Source organism: Gloeomargarita sp. SRBZ-1_bins_9 (genome assembly GCA_039794565.1).
Taxonomy (GTDB): Bacteria; Cyanobacteriota; Cyanobacteriia; order Gloeomargaritales; family Gloeomargaritaceae; genus Gloeomargarita.
In genome coordinates, this window is sequence record JAUQVX010000008.1 from 92,978 (window position 1) to 110,043 (window position 17,066).

At 60.6% G+C, this 17,066-nt stretch carries 19 protein-coding genes; 8 read left to right on the forward strand and 11 right to left on the reverse strand.

The features are described 5' to 3' along the window. Positions 1 to 116: 116 nt before the first annotated feature. Positions 117 to 650, forward strand: coding sequence for a hypothetical protein (locus Q6L55_08480; protein MEN9258745.1), 534 nt, complete (start codon positions 117 to 119; stop codon positions 648 to 650). Here the strand turns inward: Q6L55_08480 and Q6L55_08485 are convergent. The 3 genes from Q6L55_08485 to Q6L55_08495 all read right to left on the reverse strand — a co-directional run bounded on the left by Q6L55_08485 (position 647) and on the right by Q6L55_08495 (position 1,769). Beyond that, on the reverse strand, positions 647 to 916 hold the full coding sequence (locus Q6L55_08485; protein MEN9258746.1) for a hypothetical protein: 270 nt from the start codon (positions 914 to 916) through the stop codon (positions 647 to 649). The genes Q6L55_08480 and Q6L55_08485 overlap by 4 nt on opposite strands. After that, positions 913 to 1,371 (reverse strand): peroxiredoxin, encoded by a 459-nt coding sequence (locus tag Q6L55_08490; GenBank protein MEN9258747.1) that lies wholly within the window; start codon positions 1,369 to 1,371, stop codon positions 913 to 915. The genes Q6L55_08485 and Q6L55_08490 overlap by 4 nt, the downstream gene beginning before the upstream one ends. A gap of 65 nt (positions 1,372 to 1,436) precedes the next feature. Continuing rightward, a complete protein-coding gene (locus Q6L55_08495; protein MEN9258748.1) occupies positions 1,437 to 1,769 on the reverse strand; it encodes a c-type cytochrome in 333 nt (110 codons plus the stop codon). Positions 1,770 to 1,912: 143 nt separating this feature from the next. Between Q6L55_08495 and ychF the strand changes: the two genes are divergently transcribed. Next, complete coding sequence (gene ychF, locus Q6L55_08500) at positions 1,913 to 3,007, forward strand: redox-regulated ATPase YchF (protein ID MEN9258749.1); 1,095 nt, start codon at positions 1,913 to 1,915, stop codon at positions 3,005 to 3,007. Here the strand turns inward: ychF and Q6L55_08505 are convergent. Further along, positions 3,004 to 5,097 (reverse strand): hydantoinase/oxoprolinase family protein, encoded by a 2,094-nt coding sequence (locus Q6L55_08505; protein MEN9258750.1) that lies wholly within the window; start codon positions 5,095 to 5,097, stop codon positions 3,004 to 3,006. The genes ychF and Q6L55_08505 overlap by 4 nt on opposite strands. A 56-nt stretch (positions 5,098 to 5,153) precedes the next feature. On the opposite strand from Q6L55_08505, the gene Q6L55_08510 reads away from it, so the two are divergent. Further along, a complete protein-coding gene (locus Q6L55_08510) occupies positions 5,154 to 5,534 on the forward strand; it encodes a hypothetical protein (protein MEN9258751.1) in 381 nt (126 codons plus the stop codon). Positions 5,535 to 5,576: 42 nt separating this feature from the next. Next, positions 5,577 to 6,872 carry a glutamate-5-semialdehyde dehydrogenase gene (locus tag Q6L55_08515; protein MEN9258752.1) on the forward strand — a complete coding sequence of 432 codons (1,296 nt, stop codon included), beginning with the start codon at positions 5,577 to 5,579 and terminating at the stop codon, positions 6,870 to 6,872. On the opposite strand, the gene Q6L55_08520 is transcribed toward Q6L55_08515, so the two are convergent. From Q6L55_08520 to Q6L55_08530, 3 genes are read right to left on the reverse strand one after another with little or no spacing between them, the layout of a single operon-like run. Next, a complete protein-coding gene (locus tag Q6L55_08520; protein MEN9258753.1) occupies positions 6,847 to 8,964 on the reverse strand; it encodes a protein kinase in 2,118 nt (705 codons plus the stop codon). The genes Q6L55_08515 and Q6L55_08520 overlap by 26 nt on opposite strands. A 9-nt stretch (positions 8,965 to 8,973) precedes the next feature. Then, on the reverse strand, positions 8,974 to 9,285 hold the full coding sequence (locus Q6L55_08525; protein ID MEN9258754.1) for a hypothetical protein: 312 nt from the start codon (positions 9,283 to 9,285) through the stop codon (positions 8,974 to 8,976). Between the two features lie 18 nt (positions 9,286 to 9,303). Next, positions 9,304 to 10,458: an aminotransferase class V-fold PLP-dependent enzyme gene (locus tag Q6L55_08530; GenBank protein ID MEN9258755.1), complete on the reverse strand. Its 1,155-nt coding sequence runs from the start codon at positions 10,456 to 10,458 to the stop codon at positions 9,304 to 9,306. A 61-nt stretch (positions 10,459 to 10,519) separates the two neighbouring features. Between Q6L55_08530 and ilvC the strand changes: the two genes are divergently transcribed. The 4 genes from ilvC (at position 10,520) to Q6L55_08550 (ending at position 12,967) form a co-directional block, all read left to right on the forward strand. Then, positions 10,520 to 11,536 (forward strand): ketol-acid reductoisomerase, encoded by a 1,017-nt coding sequence (gene ilvC / locus Q6L55_08535; protein ID MEN9258756.1) that lies wholly within the window; start codon positions 10,520 to 10,522, stop codon positions 11,534 to 11,536. A 26-nt stretch (positions 11,537 to 11,562) separates the two neighbouring features. Beyond that, on the forward strand, positions 11,563 to 11,841 hold the full coding sequence (locus tag Q6L55_08540) for a hypothetical protein (protein MEN9258757.1): 279 nt from the start codon (positions 11,563 to 11,565) through the stop codon (positions 11,839 to 11,841). Next, positions 11,838 to 12,065, forward strand: coding sequence for a membrane protein insertion efficiency factor YidD (yidD, locus tag Q6L55_08545; GenBank protein MEN9258758.1), 228 nt, complete (start codon positions 11,838 to 11,840; stop codon positions 12,063 to 12,065). The genes Q6L55_08540 and yidD overlap by 4 nt, the downstream gene beginning before the upstream one ends. A gap of 68 nt (positions 12,066 to 12,133) precedes the next feature. Next, on the forward strand, positions 12,134 to 12,967 hold the full coding sequence (locus tag Q6L55_08550) for an ABC transporter ATP-binding protein (protein MEN9258759.1): 834 nt from the start codon (positions 12,134 to 12,136) through the stop codon (positions 12,965 to 12,967). Between the two features lie 61 nt (positions 12,968 to 13,028). On the opposite strand, the gene Q6L55_08555 is transcribed toward Q6L55_08550, so the two are convergent. The 4 genes from Q6L55_08555 to pilM all read right to left on the reverse strand — a co-directional run. After that, positions 13,029 to 15,254 carry an AMIN domain-containing protein gene (locus Q6L55_08555; protein MEN9258760.1) on the reverse strand — a complete coding sequence of 742 codons (2,226 nt, stop codon included), beginning with the start codon at positions 15,252 to 15,254 and terminating at the stop codon, positions 13,029 to 13,031. Between the two features lie 51 nt (positions 15,255 to 15,305). Continuing rightward, on the reverse strand, positions 15,306 to 16,064 hold the full coding sequence (locus Q6L55_08560; GenBank protein MEN9258761.1) for a hypothetical protein: 759 nt from the start codon (positions 16,062 to 16,064) through the stop codon (positions 15,306 to 15,308). Then, entirely contained in the window at positions 16,061 to 16,804 is a 744-nt protein-coding gene (locus Q6L55_08565; protein ID MEN9258762.1) for a PilN domain-containing protein, read from the reverse strand. Before Q6L55_08565 ends, Q6L55_08560 begins: the two co-directional genes overlap by 4 nt. A 2-nt stretch (positions 16,805 to 16,806) precedes the next feature. Then, positions 16,807 to 17,066 (reverse strand): pilus assembly protein PilM (gene pilM, locus Q6L55_08570; GenBank protein MEN9258763.1); only part of this gene is annotated, 260 nt, incomplete at its 5' end.

Here is a 17,066-nt window from a genome sequence, read left to right on the forward strand (position 1 = left end):
CCCCCATCGGCAATCTCCATTTATTTCATATTGTAGGCAGGTCTTCCCCCAGGCTTTTCAAGACCCGGGAAGTCCCCTATAGTAGAAGTAGTCCTGGTTGCCCCCTTTTCTGAGGAGTGAATTTAGCCATGAAACGATTACTCATGTTGGCTATAGGTGGCCTGGCATTGGGTATAGCAGCACCGGCCCGGGCGGATTTCTTCAGGATTTATCCCAACGGTTATCCCCATTTCACCGCCGGTCCCAATACCTTGCCCCTGCAACGGCTGTATAACGAGGTCTATTTCGGCAATACGGGCGGGTATTATTACCAATCCTGGTTGGCGGGGCAAACCCAGACCCTGTTTAACCTGCACATCGGGCGGTTGAAGACCACACCGGGCGGCCCTGAGATTGCGGTGCAGACCGACGCTCGCAACCTATCGGAGTTGAACGTCAATATCATGGACATCCAGGGGCAAATTCCCGGGCCAACCCTCCGGGTGCAGGATTTCCCCAATCCCTTTACGACCTCATTGTTTGACCTGAATTGCCGGCCTGTAACCCGCCCCGAATGCGCCCGGGATGGAGTGTTTTATCCCCCGACTCCTGGGGTGGAAGCGCCGGTTGAACCGTTCAGGCCGCCAGCCCCCATCCGTGGCCGGGGTTAAGGTTCCGCCGATTCACTCCTCACATCTCCCCATTTCAGAAAAGCGGCTTCGGGGCCTTCCTCGCGCCGTTTTTTGCTATCCTGCTCAAACCAGGCGATGATCTGGGTGGGGGTCAGTTGTTCCACCGGCACCTGGTAGTAACGGGCAATGTGCATGAGCAGACGCAGGGAGGAAATGGTCAAACGGGTTAGGAACTTTTCGTGGGAAGAGAGCAATGCCGCATCCACCTGGGCCGCCTCCTCCCGGGTCAGGAAGGTTTCGTTCATCGGGTCGCCCCTTTGATCGTCGCCAAGGCCTGGTCCACGTGGGCGCGGAAATTAAACTGGGAGTCAAACACCAGCCGCACGATGCCCTCCGGGTCAATCACATAGGTCACCCGCCCGGGGATCAAACCCAAGGTGGCCGGTACCCCATAGGTGCGCCGCAGTTGGTTGCCCGCATCACTCAGCAAAATAAACGGTAGATTGTACTTGCGCTTGAACCGCTGGTGACTGGGGGTATCATCACCACTGACCCCGATAACCACCGCCCCCGCCGCCCGGAACGCATCGTAACTGTCCCGGAAAGCGCAGGCTTCGGCAGTACAGCCGGGCGTATCGTCCTTGGGATAAAAATACAGCACAACCCACTGCCCCCGGAATTGGGAGAGACTGACCATTTGGCCTTCGCTGTCCGGCAGTTGAAAATCCGGAGCCGGCATCCCCGCTTTGACTGGCGCCATGGCAGTGTTAAGAATTATGACCTGCTTTTAGTATAGGCCAGGTCTCTCCCACTTCCCAGGGGCTCCTACTGCCAACCCTTTTCCGCCTGGTCCAGCACGTAGTAGGTCACGTCTTCGATGTCGGTGGGGCTGAGACGGCCCTTGAACGCCGGCATAGCATTTTTCCCATTAGTAACTTGATAAATGATCGCCTGGGCGTCCAGCATGCCGTATTTCTCCAGGGCGTCCTTCATCAGGGACTTACTTGCCACCACCACGTTCCGCCCCCCGGCGTGACAGGCGGCACAGTTAGCCGCAAAGACCTTGGCGCCATGGGCCAAATCCGCCGCTTGGGCCGGCATGACCCAGGTCACCAACGCGAAGATACCGGTCAACACCACAGTCCACAAAGCACGCATGTTCCCCTCACTTGCCGATAGGATGATTGGGATGATTTGGGCAAAATATCCCTATAGTATCCTACAGAATCTTTTTGCCGCTGTACCACAAACTTTAGAAGATATTTAGGAATGCTACAATCCCAAGGGCATGGGAGAGGACGGTGATGCTTAAAGCTGGAATTGTCGGGTTACCGAATGTGGGTAAGTCCACCCTGTTCAATGCCCTGGTGGAAAACGCCAAGGCGGAGGCCCAGAATTACCCGTTTTGCACCATTGAGCCGAACCGGGGGGTGGTGAACGTTCCGGATGAACGCCTGGAGGTCCTGGCCAAACTTTCCCGTTCCCGCCAGATCGTCCCCACCCAGATTGAGTTTGTGGACATTGCCGGGTTGGTGGAGGGGGCCAGTCGGGGGGAGGGGCGGGGTAACCAGTTTCTCTCCCACATCCGCCAAGTGGACGCCATTGTGCAGGTGGTGCGCTGCTTTGATGACCCGGAGATTGTCCATGTTTGCGGATCGGTGGACCCGGTGCGGGACATTCAAGTGATTAATTTGGAACTGGCCCTGGCGGATTGGGAACAGGTGGAGCGACGGCGAGAAAAGCTCAAGAAACTGGCCCGCACCCAGAAGGAGGCCCAGGCGGAGGTGGCCCTGCTGGAGGAGGTGGCGGCGGCTTTGAATGAGGGAAAACTGGTGCGGCAACTGCCCCTGAACCAGGAACAGCAGGCCATGCTGCGGCCTTTGGGGTTGCTCACCGCCAAACCCATGATTTACGCCGTGAATGTCAGCGAGGTGGATTTGGCGACGGGCAATGCCTGGACCCAGCAGGTGGAAGTCCTGGCGCAGCAGGAGCAGACCAAGGTGGTACGGGTGTCGGCCCGGGTGGAGGCGGAGTTGACAGAATTGCCCCCAGACGAACGGGCAGCCTACCTGGCCAGCTTGGGAGTGCAAGAGGGGGGGTTGAAGTCCCTGATCCGGGCCACCTATGAATTGTTGGGCCTGCGTACGTTCCTGACGACGGGGGAAACGGAAACCCGCGCCTGGACCATCAAGGCCGGAACGTTGGCTCCCCAGGCTGCCGGGGTGATTCACTCGGATTTTGAGCGGGGGTTCATCCGGGCGGAAACCATTAGTTACGAGGATTTGGTGCGGGCGGGTTCCCTGGCGGCGGCCCGGGAAAAGGGGCTGATCCGCAGCGAGGGCAAGGACTACGAGGTGCAGGAGGGGGATGTGATCGTTTTTCGGTTTAACGTCTAGCGCCGCACCCCTAACAGGGCTAAGGCCGGTTGGTCGGGGGGGTCGTGGGCCAGTTCCCCGGCAAGAAAGGCCAGCGCTTGGTCGGGGGTCAGGAGTCCGGAGCAATCCACCAGCCGATCCGGCAGCACCACCCACAGGGCTGGGTAGAGTTCACCGCCATCGCCGTAGGTTTTGTGGGCCTGTAGCCATGCGGTCAGGTTGGAGCCCAGGGCGGCAACGGTGCTCTGGTTAACGACTGCTCGCTGCAGGGAGAGGTGCACCACACCGTTTTGGCGCAGGACTGCCAGGGGCCGGTTAGGGGAACGCCCGGTTTTTTGGTAGAGGCAGTAGTCCCCCAGCTCGGCGACGGATTGCACTTGCCCAGGTGGGCAGCCGAGGACCCGAGCGGCCACTGCAACCCGTTCCTGGGGGTTCAGTTTCTGACCAAGGGATGTTGTCTGTAGCTCTAGCGCTCCGGTGGCCGTTGCCGTGACTTTTTGCCGCCGTCGGTCAACTTCTAGCCGTACTTGCACCGTCGCCGGATGGGCGCCCATGCGGATCACCGCCTGTACCACCCCCTGGCGTAGTTGCTGGATGTCCGCCGGCGTGGGGTCCACGACACTGCGCTCAATGGTTTCTTGAATCAGCCCCAGGGCCACGCCAATGGCGGCGATCACTTCCGCATCGGGCGCCAACCAGCACCGCAGACCCATGCGTTGGGCGACATGGGGGACCAGGGCTGCTGCACCGCCACCCCCGCCGATCAAAACCACTGTGCGCCGGTCTAATTCGTACTCGACGAGTAATCGCTCAATTACCCGTTGGATTTTGCGGCTGGCGATCTGTAAAACCCGTTCCGCCAGGGCTGAGGGTGTGGTTCCCAAATCGGCGGCCAACCAGGACACCAGGGTTTTGGCGTAGGGGGACGGGGCCTCTCGTCCTTCAAGCACCATCGCCGCATCAGTGGGGGTAAAGGTCCAGGTGAGTTGGTCCCGGTCGGCAATCGCCAGGTAATGCTGGGGGGAAAAGGTCCGTCGCCGAAGCTGATCCGGCTGGGGAGGGGTGTCTGTAAAGCTGATGTATTGCAAACCGGCGATATGGGCGCTGCGGGGACCCACATCCACTACCTGTTGACGGCGCAGGCGGGGCACCGACCCCCCAGCAATACCCACCGTGCGAATGTCCAGGGAGCGCAGATAGAGACGTTTGCCGGCAATCTCGGCGGTTTTGACCTGGGGACGACCTTGGACAATCACGGAAATATCAGTGCTGGTGCCCCCCACATCCAGGAACACCCCGTCGGCGATACGGGCATAGCTCAAGGCGGCGGCTACCCCCGCAGCTGGGCCGGAAAGGATGGTCAAAATTGGGCGCTGGCGCATCTCCTCCAGACTCATGATCCCCCCATCGCTGCGCATGACCATCACCGGTGCCGTAATGCCCGCGGCCCGTACGGCTTGTTCGGTGGCCTGGGCGGTCGCCAGCATCCGGGGCAGCAGGGCGGCGTTGATCACCGCTGTCCGGGTGCGCAGGCGTAAACCGTAGAGCTGGGAGAGTTCACAGCCGGCAGTTGCCAGGTAACCCCGCTGCCGCAGCCAGGTCACCACCTGCCGCTCGGGTTCCGGGTCATCCACGGCAAAGGCGCTGCTGACGGCAAAAACCTCTGCCCCTTGGGCCTGTAGGCGGGCCACCAGCTGTTCGAGGGCAGACCAGGGGATACCTTCATCGGTGCATAGCCAACCGTGGCGGGTCGGTAGGAATTGCCCGGGTGCCAGCTCCACGTCCTGGATGCGGGTTTGGCTTCGGGTCACCCAGCCTAGCCAGCGATTGCTTAGGGCAATGATGCCCACAGTGGCGACATCCCCCTCCAGCAGGGCGTTGGTGGCCTGGGTGGTGCTGTGGGCAATGAGTTGAATTTGGTCGGGTGCAAGACCTGTGGTCTGGAGCAACGCCTGTAGAGCCTGCACAACGCCGGCTGCCACGCCGATGTCCGCCCGGTGGGTGGTTGGGACGCGCACTTTGCCCAGGAGACGATGGGTTTGGGTGTCCACGGCGACGGCGTGGGTAAAGGTACCTCCTACATCAATGCCGATTTTGACGCCCGTGGTCATGCCCCATCCCAGCAAACCGGCTTACAATGATGGTATCGGGAAAGGTAGCCAATTCCATGGGCAAATGGACAGCCCAAAGAATTGATATTGAGCGGGTGTATCCTTGTCCCTGTTGTCGCCGGGCTGGTCGTCTACGCCGGATTACCTTGACCGAGGCCTTTGGCTGCGACCGGTGCCAACAGATTTTTGTGCTCAAGGAGGAGGAACAGGTTTTGGAACAACTGGGTAGTACCTATCCGGCGCAGCGGGCCTGGTATTGGGATGGGCAATCCTGGCAGCGCCTGTACCACGTCTGGGGCCGCATGACGCCCTTGAGTGGTTTTTCCCTGGTGTTGTTGCGGTTGCCGCTGCTGTTTTTGCTGTTTCTGTTGGTGGTGTTTCTGCTGGCGATTTTTGGCTTTATTCAACTAGTGGCCACCTGGGTGAATGGGCGCTAGGGCCATTGCTACAATAACCCCAAATACCGGGAGAGACGACCGATGGTAAGCGCAGAGATATTAGCAGTGGCGCGGCAGGCCCGGCAGGCGGCGCAACGGTTGGTGACTCTGGATACGGCGGCGAAAAATCAAGCCCTGGCGGCTATGGTGCAGGCACTGACGGCTCACCAGGGGGAGATTCTCCAGGCCAACCAGGCGGATATGGAACGCTCCCAGCAGGCGGGATTGCCGGCAGCCCTGTTGCAACGGCTGAAACTCTCGGCGGATAAGTTGGCCAGTAACATTCGGGGGGTGGAGGATGTCATGCACCTGCCGGACCCGGTGGGCCAGCGGCAATTGCACCGGGAGTTGGATGCGGGGTTAGTCCTGGAGCGGGTGACCTGTCCGCTGGGGGTGCTGGGGGTGGTGTTTGAGGCCCGGCCTGAGGCGGTGATTCAGATTGCGGCGCTGGCTATTAAGTCGGGCAACGCGGTGATTCTCAAGGGGGGGCAGGAGGCCACCGAGTCGTGTCAGGTGCTGGTGCGGGCTATTCAGGAGGGACTACAACGGACCCAGGTGCCCTCGACGGCGGTGCAGTTGCTCACCACCCGGGCGGAAATCCAACAACTCCTGGAACTGGATGAATATGTGGATTTGTTGATCCCCCGGGGGTCGAATGCGTTTGTGCGCTATGTCCAGGAGCATTCCCGGATTCCGGTGCTGGGCCATGCGGACGGGATTTGCCATCTATACGTGGACCGGCAGGTAGATATTCCCCAGGCGATTGCCATTGCGGTGGACAGCAAAACCCAGTATCCGGCTGCCTGCAACGCCATCGAAACCCTGCTGGTGCACAGGGACATTGCGCCGGAGTTTTTACCCCCCTGTGCGGCGGCGCTGGTGGCCAAAGGGGTGAAGCTCCGGGGGGATGAAGCCACCCAAAACATTATCCCGGTGGCCCCGGCGACGGAGGAGGACTGGCGCACGGAATATCTGGATCTGATCCTGTCGATTCGGGTGGTGGATTCCCTCGAGGCGGCCATTGAGCACATCAATACCTACGGCTCCGGCCATACAGACGCCATTGCCACGACGGATCTGGAGGCGGCAGCTCAGTTTATGGCCCAGGTGGATTCCGCTGGCGTTTACCACAACTGTTCCACCCGTTTTGCCGATGGCTTCCGCTATGGGTTTGGAGCAGAGGTGGGCATCAGCACCCAGCGTTTGCCGCCCCGGGGACCGGTGGGTTTGGAAGGGCTGGTGACCTACAAGTACCGGTTATGGGGACAGGGACAGGTGGTGGCCACCTACAGCGGTCCCCAGGCAAAACCCTTTACCCACCGGGATTTACCCCTTTAGGAAACAGGGATTCCACCACTGCCTGGAGGGCCTGTTTCACCTGACCCGCATCCCGATAGCGGTCGGCGGGGCGTTTGGCCAGGCAGGTCATGACCACCTGGGCCAGAGGGGGGGGGACATGGGCGCCGAAGGGTTGCTGGGTCAGGGGAATCGGCGGGGTATGGACGTGGCAACGCAACCATTGGTGACGGGGGGCCTGATTGGGGAGGCCGAAGGGGTTGGTGGCCGTCAACATTTCGTAGGCGATTAACCCCAGGCTGTAGACGTCGGCCCGTTGGTCGGCCAAGCAAGCGCGGCCATCGCACTGTTCGGGGGAGGCGTAGCGGTACGTGCCGAGAAAACAGCCCAGGCCCGTCAACGGGGTGACCTCGTGCTGGGTATCCTCAACCACCCGGGCGATGCCAAAGTCGAGGATTTTTACCAGTTCTGCGCCGGTGGCCTCGGTGACCAGGTAGATGTTGTCGGGTTTGAGGTCCCGGTGCACGATGTTTTGGTCATGGGCGACCGCCAAACCCTGACAGACTTGCAACAGGATGTGTAGGGTGCGGGGAATGGCCAAAGGTGCTTCCTGACGGATCAGGGCACCCAGACTCTGCCCCTGGAGATACTCCATGACGTAGAAGGGGATGCGGTTCTGGATTAAGCCGCTGTCGTTAACTTGGACAACGTGAATGTTCTTAAGCCGCGCCAGGATGTCAATTTCCCGCTGAAAGCGGCGGATGATCTGGGCGCTGGCGGTGGCTTCGACCGGTAAGCGGGTGAGGATTTTCACCGCCACCGGTTTTCCCAGGTGTTGGTCCTCCCCCAGAAAGACATCCCCCATACCGCCGCCCCCCAGATGCCGGTGCAGGAGATAGCGTCCCCCGATGGTTACCCCTTCCCAGAGTTGCCGGGTGGTGTCGAGGGGGGCAGTGGAGTCTGAACCCGTTGCGGTCGGTAGGGTCACGGGACGTTGCGGCCACACCAACGCCATCCCCCAAGTGCCGACCCACACCAACAACGGGCCGACCAGGGGTATCCAGGTGGAGCCGCTGCCCATCCACAACCCCAGCAATACCCCCATCCCCCCGGCGAACCACCATCCCCGACGGTTACTGCCCACCAGCACACCCACGGCCGCCACGCCCCAGCCCACCAGCCACAGGGACTCCCAGGGTTCGGGCCAGAACTGCACCGCCGGTTGGCCGGTCAAGGCCTGGTCGAGGATTTGGGCCGCCGCCTGGGCATGAAAAACAATCGCCGGTTGCCTCTGACCATTGGGGTGACGCCAGGCGGATATCCCGTCCGCACCGATGAACACAATGCGCCCCTGCACCTGTGCCGGTGTGAGTTCGTGCAGCGCTTGCCACAGGGTTTGCATCTCCCAACGGCCGGGACGATAGACTAGGGGCATTTGCCAAGCCGGTCCCCCTGCGTGCTGATAGGGTCCCGTATCGGCAGACCAGCGCCGCCATTGCCCCCGCCCCAATACCAGGGTTGATCCTTCCCAGCGGGCCGTTATCCCTTGCCAATGCAGGTAATGCACCGCCACCAGCAACCCCAGGGAATGGGCCGGTTGACCGGTCCCCGCCGGAGGGAAACCGTTGCCGAGGGGGTAGCGGCGCACCCAGCCCCCGGGGTGATCCACCAATAAACTACTGTTGGTGACTTGCGGTTCCCCAAGCCGGGCCACCGGCAAAGGTAGGGGGCTAGAAGAAGTCTGACCCCAAGGAACAGGGCATCCCACGACGACCGGCAGATGGGCGACTTGGAAGTGTGGCAGTTGGGCTGACCATGCCTCCTCGGTTAGGGCAGTCGCGGGTAAGGCGATGGCTATCACCCGGGGGCGCATCTCCGCCAGGCGAAACAGGAGTTTTTGCCAAACCCCCATCCCTATAGCCTTTTGTCCCAGGCGCTGCCTATCGTCATCTGTGGAGTGAATCAATAAAAAGCGTTCATCCACGGTTGGGGAGGGCTGCCGCCGTAACCACAGGTCATAGCTGGCCAAATCCAGGGGTTGCCATCCCCCGAGGGCGCGGACGAGCAGCACCAGCCCCGTGGATAGCCCACCTGCCCATACTGCCCGTCGCCAGCGGGATGTTAGGCGGTTCATGACCCAACATTACAGCCGCTGCCAGCGCCGATAACCCCACCAGCCCAGCAATCCGACCCCCACCAGCCCATATATCACTCCCACCGGCGCCGCCCAGCCCAAAAACCCATCCGGCAACCAGCCCAGGACCTGCCCGATCACCAGAACCAGCGCCAGAGCAGGAATACAGGTCAGCCCCAGGGTTGTGGCTGTCATTAGGGGCAGGTCGTGACCCCAGCCGGTGAGTACGGCATCAGTTCCCACCGTCGCCAGGGCACCCGCTACCGCCAGTAGTCCCAGTAACCAAAACTTGCGCGTGCGCAGAACATATTTCCACAGCATCACGGCGCCCCCACCCCTTCAGACCCTAGTGTACTGGTTCCGGCGCAGAGCTGGCAGTAGTTCCCGTAGGTAGGCCACCACCTGCTCAATGTCCGCCTGGGTGGTCCACCGCCCCAAGCCAAAGCGCACCGAACTGGCCGCCAACGTCGGCGATAACCCCAAGGCCAAGAGGACATGGGACGGTCGCCCCGTACTACAGGCTGACCCAGCAGACACCGCCACCACCGGCTGGAGACGCTTGTGCAATTCCGCCCCATTCACCCCTAGAAACGTCACGTTGAGATTACCGGCCAACCGGGGGGACCAGGCCCCGTTCAACCGCACATCCCCCAGCCCTTCCAATTCCCGCCACAGGTAGGTGCGCAGGGCCAGCAAGCGGGCTTGTTCCGTTTCCCGTTCCGCCAGCGCTATCTGCACCGCCGCCCCCAACCCCACAATCAACGGCACCGCCAGGGTCCCCGACCGGAAGTCCTGTTCCTGGCCACCCCCGTGGAGTTGGGGCACCAGTTGCACCCGGGGCCGGTCCCGCCGGATAAATAACGCCCCCACCCCCTTGGGTCCACCAATTTTATGGGCCGTCAGGGATAACAAATCCACGTTGAGCGCCTCTACGTCTAGAGGAATTTTGCCAATGGCCTGGGCCGCATCCGTATGGAACAAAATCCCCCGCTCCCGACACAGGCGACCAATTTCCGCCAAAGGTTGCAGCACGCCAATTTCGTTGTTGGCGGCCATCACCGACACCAAAATCGTGTCCGGCGTCAGGGCCTGCGTTAGTTGTTCCAGGTCCACCAGCCCGTCGGGCCGCACCGGCAATTCCGTCACCCGAAACCCCAGGGTCGCCAGGTAACGACAGGGGTCCAACACCGCCCGGTGCTCCGTTTGCACGGTCACGATGTGCCGTCCCCGGCTGTGGTAGGCCGCCGCCACCCCCTTGATGGCCAGATTGTTGGCCTCCGTGGCTCCGCTGGTAAAGATGATGCTGTCGGGGGTGGTGTTGAGGGCCGCCGCCACCTGTTCCCGGGCCAGCTCCACCGCCGCTTGGGCTTCCCACCCGTAAACATGGGCGCTGGCCGGGTTGCCAAACCGCTCCCGCCAGTAGGGCAACATCGCCTGCCAGACCCGTTCATCTAAAGGCGTAGTAGCCTGGTAGTCCAGGTAAATGGGGCGCATGTTTTCAGTCTAACAGGCGGGTCAGGGGGGAGTCGGCTCTGGTATGATGAAGAGTCTAAAGATGACATGGCAGAGGTGGCGCATGGCTCGGCTGTACTACGATGCGGACGCAGATTTAACCCTTTTACAATCCAAACCCATTAGCATCATTGGTTATGGGTCCCAGGGCCATGCCCATGCCTTGAACCTGCGCGATAGCGGCCTGAATGTGACGGTGGGGCTTTATCCGGGGAGCAAATCGGCGGCCAAGGCCCAAGCGGAGGGGTTGCGGGTGCTATCGGTAGCCGAGGCAGCCGCCCAGGCGGAACTCATCATGCTCCTGCTGCCGGACGAAGTACAAAAGGAGGTGTACTACCGAGACATTGCGCCCCATCTGCGCCCTGGCAAGATTCTGGCCTTTGCCCACGGGTTTAATATCCACTTTGGCCAGATCGTCCCCCCGCCGGAGGTGGATGTAATCATGGTGGCGCCCAAAGGGCCGGGTCATCTGGTGCGGCGGACGTTTGTGCAGGGACAGGGGGTGCCTTGCCTGTTTGCCGTCTATCAGGATGCGTCGGGGCAGGCGCGGGAACGGGCCATGGCCTATGCTAAGGGGATCGGCGGCACCCGAGCGGGCATTCTGGAGACCACCTTCCGGGAGGAAACGGAAACGGATTTGTTTGGGGAGCAGGCGGTGCTGTGTGGGGGGTTAACGGCCCTCATCAAAGCGGGGTTTGAGACCTTGGTGGCGGCGGGCTATCAACCGGAGCTGGCTTACTTTGAGTGCCTGCACGAGGTTAAGCTGATTGTGGATTTAATCGTTGAGGGGGGCCTGGCCCGCATGCGCGATAGCATCTCCAACACGGCGGAATATGGGGACTACACCCGGGGACCGCGGGTGATCAACGAATCGGTGCGGGCCGCCATGCGACAGATTCTGCATGAAATTCAAACGGGGCAGTTTGCCCGGGAGTTTGTTTTGGAAAACCAGGCGGGCAAGCCCAGTTTTACGGCCATGCGGCGACGGGAGGCGGAACATCCCATCGAGGAGGTGGGGCGCGATTTACGGGCCATGTTCAGTTGGCTAAAATCGGAGTAGTGCAGGTGGCAGAGTCAGAAATGACCATGACGGCTGCGACCCCATCTCCTGTGGAGTTGACCCAGGGCAGTACAGTTTACTTGAAGGATGACCCCTGGGCGGAGGAGGGACCTTGGGTGATTTTGGATACGGAAGAGACCTCTCGCCATATGGTGCTGTGCCTGCGCCAGAGGTATTACCCCCGGGATTTGTACCGGTCAGTATGGCTACGGCGGGATATGCTCTCACCTGAACCCTGGCCCCCGGAACCGCCCCGTCCCCGTCCAGCACCCCCGGTGAAGAAACCCTCCCGTCCCAACCCATGAAGACCCTGGCGCTGCTGGCCATCCGGGCCTACCAACGGTGGATTTCCCCCCTCAAGCCGCCCAGTTGTCGTTTTTATCCCACTTGTTCGGTGTACGCCTACGAGGCGGTGCAGCGGTTTGGTCCCTGGCGAGGCGGCTGGTTGGCCCTGCGGCGCTTGCTCCGTTGTCATCCCTGGTCGCCCGGCGGTTACGACCCCGTACCTGAGAAACTGGAGTCGTTGTGAGGAGGCCCATGGAGTTTTCGTCCCCGCCCACTCCGTCTGCCTGTCATGACTGTGGGACCGCCGTTTGCTTGCAGAACGTTTACAAGGTGTACCAGCGCAAGGCGGTGGTCCAGGACCTGAGCCTGGTGATTAAGCGGGGTGAGGTGTTTGGGTTGCTGGGGCCGAATGGGGCCGGCAAATCCACCACCATTCGCATGATCACTACCTTGACCCGCCCCAGCGAGGGGGATATTTGGGTGGCGGGCTGCAATGTCTATCGCCAGGGGTTGGCCATCCGGCGGCGGATTGGGGTGGTGTTGCAACAGGTGAGCGTGGACGGGGATTTGACCGTCTGGGAAAACATGGAGTTCCATGGCCGGTTGCACCACATCCCCAAAGCGGAACGACGACGCCGGATTGATTATTGGCTGGACTACGTAGAACTGACGCCCCGGCGTGACGACCTGGCCAAGATTCTTTCCGGGGGCATGAAACGGCGGTTGCAGATTGCCCGCGCCCTATTGCACCAACCCCAAATTCTGTTTTTGGATGAACCGACGGTGGGCCTAGACCCCCAAACCCGGCGGCGCCTGTGGGCCTTGATCCGACAGTTGAACCAGGAGGGCATGACCATTGTCCTGACCAGTCACTACATGGAGGAGGTAGAGTCCCTATGCCACCGGGTGGGGATCATTGATGGGGGCAAATTGATTGCCCAGGGGACGGTGGCGGAATTGCGCCGGAAATTGGGGGAAGCCCTGGTGGTCAAACAAATGGGGGAGCAGTGGGAATACCGCTTTTTCCCCACCCTGGCGGAGGCCAACGCCTACCTGGACCAGTTCGAGGACAAAACCGGTTTGCTGGTGCGCCCCTCCAACCTCGAGGACGTGTTTGTAGAGCTAACGGGCCACCGGTTGGATTGAGATGCAAAAAACCCCCTACCCAAGGCAGAGGGTGGTTAACTAACTGGAGGTGAAACCTGAACTAGCGAGCGGCGCCCGTGGCATCCAACAGCGGCCCCCCATGACTGACCGGCTGACCGGGTACAGCACCGCGCGGGCCAACCGGAGCCGGCACCGGTGTGTAGTTAAAGATGGCCGCATCCGTTTCATTAACGATCTGGGGGGTTAACACCACAATGACCTCGTTCCGTTGGTTGACCTTATTCGTCGAGCGGAACAGGGCACCCAACAAGGGAATGTCCCCCAGAATAGGTACCTTGGAGGCCTGCACCCGGTCCGTATCTTGGATCACCCCGGTCAAGACCAAAGGCTGACCATCCCGCAAGCGCACCCGCCCTGTGGTCACCCGGCGCCGGGCCAGCAGAGTAATTTGATTAACAGCTCCTGGCGAACCGCCAGCCCCCGGCGTCGCAACGGAGAAAGTACCTGCCGGTGCACTGATGTCGGGACTGGCCGACAAGGTGATAAAACCGTTGTCGTCAATCCGTTCCACATTAATCGCCAGTTGCAGACCGGCCGGTTCCCGCTGAACCGTAATGGTTGGCGCTTGGCCTTGGGTTGTAGCAGGGATGACTTGGATATTGGTGACCACATCGGCTGTTAGCTGCACTGTCGCCGTTTCCCCCTCCTGAATTAGCAGGGTGGGGTCGGTCAAGATTTTGGCATTATTCTGGGCAATTTGGGCTTGGAGGACAGCAAAGAAGTTAGGGCTAAAGGGGGTAAAAGGCCCTGGGGTACCGATACCTGTTGGGAATCCCCCCGGCAGCAAGGACCCTGTCCCCTGGGGTGCCTGCCGACCAAAGTTGATGATTGCGGCCCCATTGTCAAAACGGAAAAACGTATCATTGACCCCGAAGGACATGCTAAAGCCCTGGGCCTGGGTGTTGGTGAGATTGACATCAATCACCTTGACATTGACCATGACCTGGCGCTTGCGCACATCCAACTGGGCCACATATCCAGAGGCAATTTCCACCAAACGGGCTGGTCCGGTCAAGGTGACCGCATTGGTCCGGGCATCCACCACCGCCCGCAATCCCTGCAAAATCGGGTTAGAGACCCCTTCTGGTGCGGCAATTCGTTCCACCCGTGCCTGTTCCCTGGGGAAAGTTTGCACAATAGGCGGCGAACCCGGCGAAGCCACCACCTGGTTGGTCTCCAGCACCGTTTCAAAAATCGTGCGATAGACCTCCGCCCCCTGGGATGCCAAATATCCGGCCAGACTCACAACCGACGACTGGTTAATCCGCAACGTCCGGCTGATGACGTTGTCAGCTTCCGGGGGCAGGTTCCGGCCCACAAACAGCGTATTGCCCACCTTATTAGCCCGTAGCCGTGCCACCCGCAAGACATAGTTCAGCACGTTTTGGGCCGCTTCGTTTTCGATGTCCAGGGAAATTGTCGTTTGTCCTGTTTCCTGCTCCTGAACCGCCTCCTCTTTGGTTTCCAGGCGGAACCCACCCGTGACCTCCTGCAACTGGGTTTGGCGCACCCTGACCCGTTGGGTATCCGGCACAAAGACCAGGTTCACCCCTGCCGCCCGGGCAATCAAGCTCAGCACCTCCCGCACCGGCGCATCCCGCAGCACCAACCGGGGAATCCGCGTCGCGCCCTTGGGACCCAGGTCAATCACCTCCGCCCCCACATTCACCTGGCTAATGGCAATGTCCCCCACCGGCGGTGCTACAGCCCGGGGCAGAACCGGCGGCAAGGGATTGGGTCCCTGAGGCAAGTTCGGCGGAATTGTATCAGGGGAAGCCGTACCTGGCCGGGGCGTTGGTTCAGGGGTAGTCGCTTGGGCCACGGTTGGATTCGCCCGTTGTTCACTTCTAGCCGGCGTGACCCGCTGGGGTTCGATGAGAAAACTCACCTGGTTATCTGCCCGTTGGCCAATCCGTCCGGCAATGGTTTTGCTGGTCCCTTCCACCGTCAAGCGCACCCCACCTTCGGGTATAGGGGCCACCTGCACCGATTGAATCCCGGCGATGGGACGCTCTTGGGTGAATTTGCCCTGGGGTAAAGCCAATTGAGCATTGGGGATTTCCGCCACCCAAGTACTCCCCTGGCGACTTCCCAGCACCTGCATTTGTTTGCCGCCTTCCGTTTTCAACACGATGGACAAGTTGTTGCCCACCGGCTTGAGTTCCACATCGGTGATTTTGACTGTTGCCGCTTGGGATGGTTGCGCCAGGACCACCAGCGCTGCACCCAACCCTACCGACACAGCCGGTAACCATTGACGAAACATAGCGTTCACTCCTCCAGTTAGGTTGTATCTAGCCAGCATCGCCCGAGGACGCTACTGGGTAGGTTCTGGTTGTTGGCGAGTTTGCGTTTGCTGGGCTTGCTGTTTACGGGCAGCCAACTCCTCTGGCGTCAGAGGCACAAACGCTTCCAGAGTGAATTTCATCGTGAGGCGCGACACCTCCCCTTCTTCACCCCGGGATGTGGGAGCTTCGATAGAAAGCTTGGTCAAATTCAACAGCAACCGTAACCGTTCCACGTTCCGTAACACAGCCAAGAGTTGGGGGTAGCTCCCCTGCAGTTCCACATCATAGGTCACCTTCTTCACTAGACTGGTCATTGCCTGCCCAGCCTGTTCCTGGCGTCGCTGGCGGTTAGCACCAGCTGATTGTTCCCCTTGAGCCTGCTGCTCGCCCTGGGCTTCACCCGTTGGTTTAAACAATAGCAACGCGGCCCCCGTATCCCGAATCTGCCGGTCCAGCATCAACAGGGCCACCTTCAAATCCTGTTGATTACCAAAGACCGTCTCCAGACGTTTGCGCTGCTCTTGCGCCTGCTTCAATTCCGCCTCTACTCTGGCCCGGTCCCGCAGCGCCGCTTCCTTTTGGCGAATTTCCTGGTTGAGGGCATCCACTTGGCTTTGGAGTTCCTCCACCCGGGAAGAGGCCGGCCGCACCTGGGTGAAATAAACCGCCGCCGCCACCCCCACGCCTACTAGACCCGCCAGGATACCGTAGATCACAAATGGGCTGAGGCCGAAGATGCGCCGTTGGCCCACTGCCTTAGGTTGAGACAATGCACCGCTAAGGGTCATGATCCTGCCTCCTGGGATTCCTGTCTATCTGCCGGCCTCATCGCGGGACGTTCCTTGAGAATCCCCAACTCCCGCAAAATCGCAATCCGGGTTTCCAGGCCCACCGCCCCCGTACGCTTCAGGTTCGCCAGATTCTCCGACAATTTTTTATCCGTCGCCAAGGTCACCTGCAACTCATAGGCCACCAGGGGGGACGTTTCCTCCTCCCCAGTACTAGCAGGCCGCTCCGCCTTGATCAGCCGCGGTTGATGGGGGGGGGTACCCTTCAAAAAAGGCGACCGCTCCAGCACCAGTAAAAAGTCATTCACCGTCTCAAACTCGTTCGCCTGCCCGCTAATCGTCAGATTACTCCCCGACTGGCTGATTTTCTGCAACTGAATCCCCGGCAGCGTACGATTGCCCAAGTCCTGCACCACCGCCGACCAGGGCGTGACCTGCTCCACCACACCAGCCAGCTCCTCTGTCTCTTTGCGAATCTGGGCCAACCGCTCCTTCAACCGGTCCAACTCCGCCAACTGCTGCCGCAGGGGATTCAACCGCGCCTCCGCCTGAGCCTTCTCCTGAATCAAATTCTGTTCCCGCAGAGCAACCCACCCCCACCAACCACCGGCGCCCACCAGGAAAACTACCCCCACCGCAATGCCCAAAATCAAAGGGAGAGGGCTTTCTTCCTTTTCAAAGTCAACCTGCCCCTGGGCGGCCATCCGGTCTTTCAGGAAATTAATTTCAATGCTGTACATCGTCAAGCCTCCCGTAACGCTAGTCCCAACACCACCCCCAGCCCTGGTCGCTCTGCCAGTGGGATCTCCTGAGCCGTTTCAATGTTCAAAATCCGAATGGGGTCCACACAGGTAGCCGCAATACCCAAGCGATGGCTCAAATATTCATCCAACTGGCCAATAGCCGCCCCCGGCCCTGCCAGCAAAACCTGCACCACCTCCATGGACTCCGGTTGGTCGCGGTAAAAGTCAATCGAGCGCCGCAGTTCATCCGCCAGCTCCT

What these genes read in the sequence shown, in the direction of transcription:
- Q6L55_08525 (MEN9258754.1), bottom strand. Translation starts at nt 9,285, where the DNA reads ATGCTGTGGAAATATGTTCTGCGCACGCGCAAGTTTTGGTTACTGGGA.
- ilvC (MEN9258756.1), top strand. Translation starts at nt 10,520, where the DNA reads ATGACATGGCAGAGGTGGCGCATGGCTCGGCTGTACTACGATGCGGAC.
- Q6L55_08540 (MEN9258757.1), top strand. Translation starts at nt 11,563, where the DNA reads ATGACGGCTGCGACCCCATCTCCTGTGGAGTTGACCCAGGGCAGTACA.
- Q6L55_08495 (MEN9258748.1), bottom strand. Translation starts at nt 1,769, where the DNA reads ATGCGTGCTTTGTGGACTGTGGTGTTGACCGGTATCTTCGCGTTGGTG.
- Q6L55_08560 (MEN9258761.1), bottom strand. Translation starts at nt 16,064, where the DNA reads ATGACCCTTAGCGGTGCATTGTCTCAACCTAAGGCAGTGGGCCAACGG.
- Q6L55_08485 (MEN9258746.1), bottom strand. Translation starts at nt 916, where the DNA reads ATGAACGAAACCTTCCTGACCCGGGAGGAGGCGGCCCAGGTGGATGCG.
- yidD (MEN9258758.1), top strand. Translation starts at nt 11,838, where the DNA reads ATGAAGACCCTGGCGCTGCTGGCCATCCGGGCCTACCAACGGTGGATT.
- Q6L55_08510 (MEN9258751.1), top strand. Translation starts at nt 5,154, where the DNA reads ATGGGCAAATGGACAGCCCAAAGAATTGATATTGAGCGGGTGTATCCT.
- Q6L55_08520 (MEN9258753.1), bottom strand. Translation starts at nt 8,964, where the DNA reads ATGAACCGCCTAACATCCCGCTGGCGACGGGCAGTATGGGCAGGTGGG.
- Q6L55_08515 (MEN9258752.1), top strand. Translation starts at nt 5,577, where the DNA reads ATGGTAAGCGCAGAGATATTAGCAGTGGCGCGGCAGGCCCGGCAGGCG.
- Q6L55_08565 (MEN9258762.1), bottom strand. Translation starts at nt 16,804, where the DNA reads ATGTACAGCATTGAAATTAATTTCCTGAAAGACCGGATGGCCGCCCAG.
- Q6L55_08505 (MEN9258750.1), bottom strand. Translation starts at nt 5,097, where the DNA reads ATGACCACGGGCGTCAAAATCGGCATTGATGTAGGAGGTACCTTTACC.
- Q6L55_08530 (MEN9258755.1), bottom strand. Translation starts at nt 10,458, where the DNA reads ATGCGCCCCATTTACCTGGACTACCAGGCTACTACGCCTTTAGATGAA.
- Q6L55_08490 (MEN9258747.1), bottom strand. Translation starts at nt 1,371, where the DNA reads ATGGCGCCAGTCAAAGCGGGGATGCCGGCTCCGGATTTTCAACTGCCG.
- Q6L55_08555 (MEN9258760.1), bottom strand. Translation starts at nt 15,254, where the DNA reads ATGTTTCGTCAATGGTTACCGGCTGTGTCGGTAGGGTTGGGTGCAGCG.